Below are 204 nucleotides of genomic sequence, written 5' to 3'. Positions count from 1 at the left end.
AGGCGCAACTCATGTACACCTGGTCTACGGGCACGGTGGTGATTTGCTTCAGCAGACGTTGAAAGATGGCAATCTGAACTGGGTTCTGCAGGCAGAGCAGTTGGGAACCGGTCATGCTATGCAGCAGGCTGCACCGTTCTTTGGTGATGACGAAGACATTTTAATGCTCTATGGCGATGTGCCGTTAATCTCCACTGAAACGTT

Annotated in this window: 1 pseudogene; it reads left to right on the top strand. The window is 51.0% G+C overall.

The features are described 5' to 3' along the window. Positions 1 to 204 (top strand): annotated as a pseudogene (gene glmU / locus FDX22_RS15345) (bifunctional UDP-N-acetylglucosamine diphosphorylase/glucosamine-1-phosphate N-acetyltransferase GlmU); the annotation flags it as partial.

The sequence above is a fragment of the Citrobacter sp. TBCS-14 genome (genome assembly GCF_005280805.1).
Taxonomy (GTDB): domain Bacteria; phylum Pseudomonadota; class Gammaproteobacteria; order Enterobacterales; family Enterobacteriaceae; genus Citrobacter; species Citrobacter gillenii.
Note: the sequence above shows the minus strand (reverse complement) of the source record. Positions and strands in the feature narration are given on the sequence as shown.